We start from the raw sequence: 4,543 nt of genomic DNA, 5'->3' as shown, positions 1-4,543 counted from the left end.
GATGTCGATGGCCTTCGGCGGCGACTGCTTCATCTTGTTGCGGACCGCGTACCACTGGTTGGACGACAAGTATGGATATGTGACCTTCGCGTCACTATTGGTCTCTGCCACGTGCACAGTCCCCTCAATTCTTCTCGGATTATCGACCCGACCGCGCCACTTCGCTTTGGTGACACGCGGATCGCTAGCGATTCGAAGCGGTCGATGTATCGAGCGTGTGAATACGAGCATCTTGAACGGATGCCGGTCCCTTTGCGAGCGGACGGGAAACTACCGCCTGCGTCGAACGATGAGGAATACCACCACTAGGACAACGAACAGAGTAGCGAAGACGGCGACCAGGGCTCCGGTACTGACGCCCATCGGGTCCTCCTCGCAGAATGTCGCGACATGACGGTACCAGGGGACGTTCTCGGTGCAACGCCGCACGATGGCGGTCGCCTTCCGGACATCCGCTCGTGCGGTTCTGCCCGACGAACCCAGATCCGACCGATGTGCATAAGCCCTGCGCAGTGAGATGCGCGATAGAGGCAGGCTATCAGCGACTGGTTCGGGCAGACTCGCTTGCAGCCACACCTCATCCCGGGGCGTGTTCTAGGCTGAGGCCATGCCGCAGAGCATCGTCGTGGACAGGGATGAGGTCGCGCGTATCGCGCGTGCCCACGATGTCCGTCGGCTTCAGGTCTTCGGGTCGGCGGTCTCGGGGAAGTTTGATGCGACGAAGAGCGACGTTGACCTCCTCGTCGAACTCGATCCCGATGTCGACGACCCTTTTGATGCGTACTTCGCGTTGAAGGAGGATCTGGAAGCGCTCTTCGCCCGCCCGGTCGATCTGGTGATGGCGGACGCCATCCGCAACCCTCACTTCCGGGAGCGAGTGCTCGCGACCGCTGAGGATCTCTATACGGCCTGAAGCTCTCACGCTGCTGTGGGATGTGCGTCAGGCGTGCATTCGTATCGGTGTCTTCATCGGCGGGCTCAGCGAAGCCGACTACCTCCGCGACCGCGTCGTGTGGGCACCCGCACGCGACCGCATTCCCGACCAACCAGCGCTCGCCGTCAGCCCGGATCTGACTCATGATCGTGAGGTCGCGGGTTCAAGCCCCGCTCCTGCTACGAGAAGAAAATCCCCGGTGCTACCGGGGATTCTTCTTTTCGCCTGTGGTCAGAGGCCGACCTCGTCGTCGGGAGCGGCCGTCGAGCGGCGCGTCACGCGATCGCCGGTGGCGGGGTCCACGGCCGTGCGGTTCACGGTGTCGATGCGACGGCGGCGGACGAGCAGCACGATGCCGATCAGGAAGATCACGACACCCGCGATCATCAGGATGTACCCGACCATGTGAAGGTCGACCCAGGCGACCTGCACCTTCAGCGCGAATGTGAGAACGGCGCCGATGACGAAAAGCACGATTCCTGTTCCGATGCTCATGAGAGAGCTCCTTTCCGAACCTGCGCAAGCTCCGCTTGCCTCAGGCCAGCATTCGTCCACGACGGGTGAACACCAAGGGGATTGACAGACGGCATCCGATCGTGCCAAGACCTGGTCAGCGGCCCTTTCCCTTTCCGGGCGTTCCCTTGTGGCCGTGGGTGGTCGTGGCCTTCGGCTGCTTGGTCGTCTGCTGGTGCCCGACGGAGGCGACCCGCGGGGTGCTGTTCTGCGACACCGACACGGTGTCGACCGCCCGCGGGGAGATGCGGGGTGCCGCGATCGACGGAGCCGGCGCGGCCGCGGCCGGTGGCGTCGTGACCGTCGACGCTGTCGGGGCGTCGAGCATCGGCCAGGCGACGAAGCCCGCGATCGCACCCACGCCGATGACGGCGGACAGCGCTGCCACCTTGGCCCGCGCGAACCGGCGTCGCGGAGGCGGGGGAGCGAGCACCGCGGTCGGCGTCGTCTCCGGGTCAGGTCTTGCGGGCACCGGCTCGCCCCACGTGGGTTCGGCATCCGCGTCGTCCGGGGCGAGGAAGCCGAGGTCCGCGACCTCCCGCACCACCTGGGCGGCCGTCGGACGCGCGGCGGGGTCGGCATCCGTCATCCGGCGGAGCAGATCCGCCCAGCCGTCACCGATCTCCGGGGGGATCACCGGGTCTTCGGAGATCCTCGCCAGGATCGCGTCGATGTCGGTCGTCTGCGCGAACGCGCGCCGGCCGGTGAGTGCCTCCAGCAGCACGAGTCCGAGCGCGTAGATGTCGGATGCCGACGTGGCGGTGCGGTCGCGCACCTGCTCCGGCGCGAGGTAGGCGGCGGTGCCGATGATCACGCCCGGCGAGGTGACGCCGCTGGTATCCGTCATCCGCGCCGCTCCGAAATCGGTGAGCTTCGCGTGGAATCCGCCGTCGGGCGCCACGCCGCCGGCCAGCAGCACGTTGGACGGCTTCACATCCCGGTGCACGATGCCGGCGCAGTGCACGGCGTGCAGCGCCGAGGCCAGCTGAGCGGCGAGCCGGGCCGCATCCGGGTCGGACAGCGGACCGCTGCCGATGCGCTGCGCCAGAGTGGGGCCGTCGACGAACTCCATCACGAGGTACGCCGCGTGCCCGGGATCGACGCGGGCGTCGAGCAGGGTGACGAGGCCGGGGTGGCTCAGCGACGCGAGCGCGGTCGACTCCACGCGGGCCCGGTCGGCCGACGCCAGCAGGATGCTGTCCCCGCGCATCACCTTCACGGCCACGGTGCGGCCGAGCAGCAGGTCCTCGGCCCGGTAGACCTCGGCCATCCCGCCCGTCCCGATCCGCTCGCCCAGCTGGTAGCGCCCGTCGAGCAGCGCGGCTGTCGCCTCCTCCGACGTCTGCATATGCGATCACCCTTTCCGGCACGGTGTTCGGCCACCGACCACTCAGAACGTACGGGGTGCGGCGGGACTCGGCACGAGGGTTGACATCGGAGGGCGCCCGTGCTCCGCGAGCCGCCCCGGGGCGCGGCAGAACGCGCACAATTGGACTGTGAAGCGAATGTGGTGGTTCGTCGGCGCAGGCGTGATCCTGGCCGTCCTCGGAGTGGTGTGGACCCTGCAGGGCGTCGACGTGCTGGGCGGATCGGTGATGAGCGGGTCGCCGCTGTGGGCGACCGTCGGACCCATCGTCCTCGTCGTCGGACTGGTGCTCGTCGTGATCGGCATCCTCAGCGCGCGCCGTCACCGGACCCGGTGACCGGCCCGGCACGGAGCTCCCTTGAGATCGCCCGCGCGGCCGCGCGCGCATCCAGCCCGATCTGCAGCAGCTGACCCTTCAGCGGGTTGTGCAGACCCACGAACCGCAGACCGGGCGCGGCGGGAAGGGTGTGCCTGCCGGCGATGAGCGGGATGCCGCGTACGCCAGCACCGCCGGCCCGGCCCCCACCACCAGGGCGTCAGCGGACATCCGACCCCCGATCCGCCGCCGTGAGGGCACGCAGCCGCCGTGCGTCCCGCACCGCGGCACCCCCGCCGTCGTTGTTGAAGTACGCGACCACCCGATGCGATTCGCGCCAGCGGCCGATCAGCTCGGCCCACCGCCGCAGCTGCGCGTCCGGGTACGACCCGGTGTAGAGCTGCATTCCGGGCCCGTGGAACCGCAGGTAGACGGCATCCGTCGTGGCCCGCAGCACGCACGGCATGCCCGCGCCGCTCATGACGCAGTAGGTCGCGTTGCGCCGCTCGAGCAGCGCGAACACCTCCTCGCTGTCCCAGGACGGATGCCGCAGCTCGACCGCAGCGCGGATACCCGCCGGCAGCAGCCGCAGCAGGGCGTCGAGGCGTTCGTCGTCGCGTTCGACGGCGGCCGGCAGCTGGAAGAGGAGGAACCCGGCCCGGTCCCCGAGCGCCGCCATGCCCTCCGCGAGGCGCGGCATCCACACCTCGGGATCGCGCAGCCGCCGGGCATGGGTGAGCCCGCGCGGAGCCTTCACGGCGAACCGGAATCCCTCGGGCACCCGCGCGCTCCATCCGGCGAAGGTCTCCGCCCGCGGCCAGTGGTAGAAGCTCGCGTTCAGCTCGACGGTGTCGAACTCGGCGGCATAGACATCCAGGCGCCGCGCCGCGGGCGTACGCGGCGGGTAGAGCACGTCCTTCCAGTGGTCGTAGCTCCACCCCGACGTCCCGATCCGCACCTCGCCGGCATCCACTTCTCGACCGTGGAACGCGTTCCGGCCGCTGTCAACCCCGTCGCGCGCCGGGCGCCGCCGGGGGAGGATCCCGGTATGCTCTCCGACGCTCGCAGGACAACCGCTTCGCTGTCCGGCCGCCGTTGTCCGCTGAAATCGGCGATCCCGCGCGCGCACCGCATCCTGAGAGGGGACGATGCGAACGGAGCTGCCACCATGGGTCGGCTGAACTATGACGGGGTGGTGTCCGTCGAGATCGACGATCGCGCGCTCGCACACCTGCAGATCGTGATCGCCAGCAAGCTCCGGCGCGGCGAGCCTTTCCACTTCACGTGGACGGAGAACGGGTCCACGGGAGGCGGTCGGACGAGCATCTGGGTGACGCCCAGCATCTCTCTGACCTTCACGTTCTACGGCAGTCGGGAGGCGTCGATCAACCGGCATTGGCTCGACGTCCTGATG

The 4,543-nt window shown here is 68.7% G+C and carries 6 protein-coding genes; 3 read left to right on the top strand and 3 right to left on the bottom strand.

The window, feature by feature from the left end:
- Window positions 1–607 precede the first annotated feature (607 nt).
- Window positions 608–913 (top strand): nucleotidyltransferase family protein, encoded by a 306-nt coding sequence (locus tag VJR25_RS07615; protein WP_324114192.1) that lies wholly within the window; start codon window positions 608–610, stop codon window positions 911–913.
- 252 nt (window positions 914–1,165) lie between these two features.
- Here VJR25_RS07615 and VJR25_RS07610 read toward each other — a convergent pair whose 3' ends face one another.
- A complete protein-coding gene (locus tag VJR25_RS07610; RefSeq protein WP_324114190.1) occupies window positions 1,166–1,429 on the bottom strand; it encodes a DUF6458 family protein in 264 nt (87 codons plus the stop codon).
- A gap of 115 nt (window positions 1,430–1,544) precedes the next feature.
- Window positions 1,545–2,795, bottom strand: coding sequence for a serine/threonine-protein kinase (locus VJR25_RS07605; RefSeq protein ID WP_324114188.1), 1,251 nt, complete (start codon window positions 2,793–2,795; stop codon window positions 1,545–1,547).
- A 157-nt stretch (window positions 2,796–2,952) separates the two neighbouring features.
- Here VJR25_RS07605 and VJR25_RS07600 point away from each other — a divergent pair, with 157 nt between their 5' ends.
- A complete protein-coding gene (locus tag VJR25_RS07600; protein ID WP_324114194.1) occupies window positions 2,953–3,150 on the top strand; it encodes a hypothetical protein in 198 nt (65 codons plus the stop codon).
- Window positions 3,151–3,349: 199 nt separating this feature from the next.
- Here the strand turns inward: VJR25_RS07600 and VJR25_RS07595 are convergent, their stop codons facing one another.
- Window positions 3,350–4,102 carry a DUF72 domain-containing protein gene (locus VJR25_RS07595; RefSeq protein WP_324114186.1) on the bottom strand — a complete coding sequence of 251 codons (753 nt, stop codon included), beginning with the start codon at window positions 4,100–4,102 and terminating at the stop codon, window positions 3,350–3,352.
- Window positions 4,103–4,177: 75 nt separating this feature from the next.
- Here VJR25_RS07595 and VJR25_RS07590 point away from each other — a divergent pair.
- On the top strand, window positions 4,178–4,543 hold a 366-nt coding region (locus VJR25_RS07590), incomplete at its 3' end, for a hypothetical protein (protein WP_324114183.1).

Source organism: Microbacterium sp. (assembly GCF_035277845.1).
Lineage (GTDB): Bacteria > Actinomycetota > Actinomycetes > Actinomycetales > Microbacteriaceae > Microbacterium.
The sequence above is the reverse complement of the archived record's forward strand: the minus strand, read 5'-3'. Positions and strand labels throughout refer to the sequence as shown.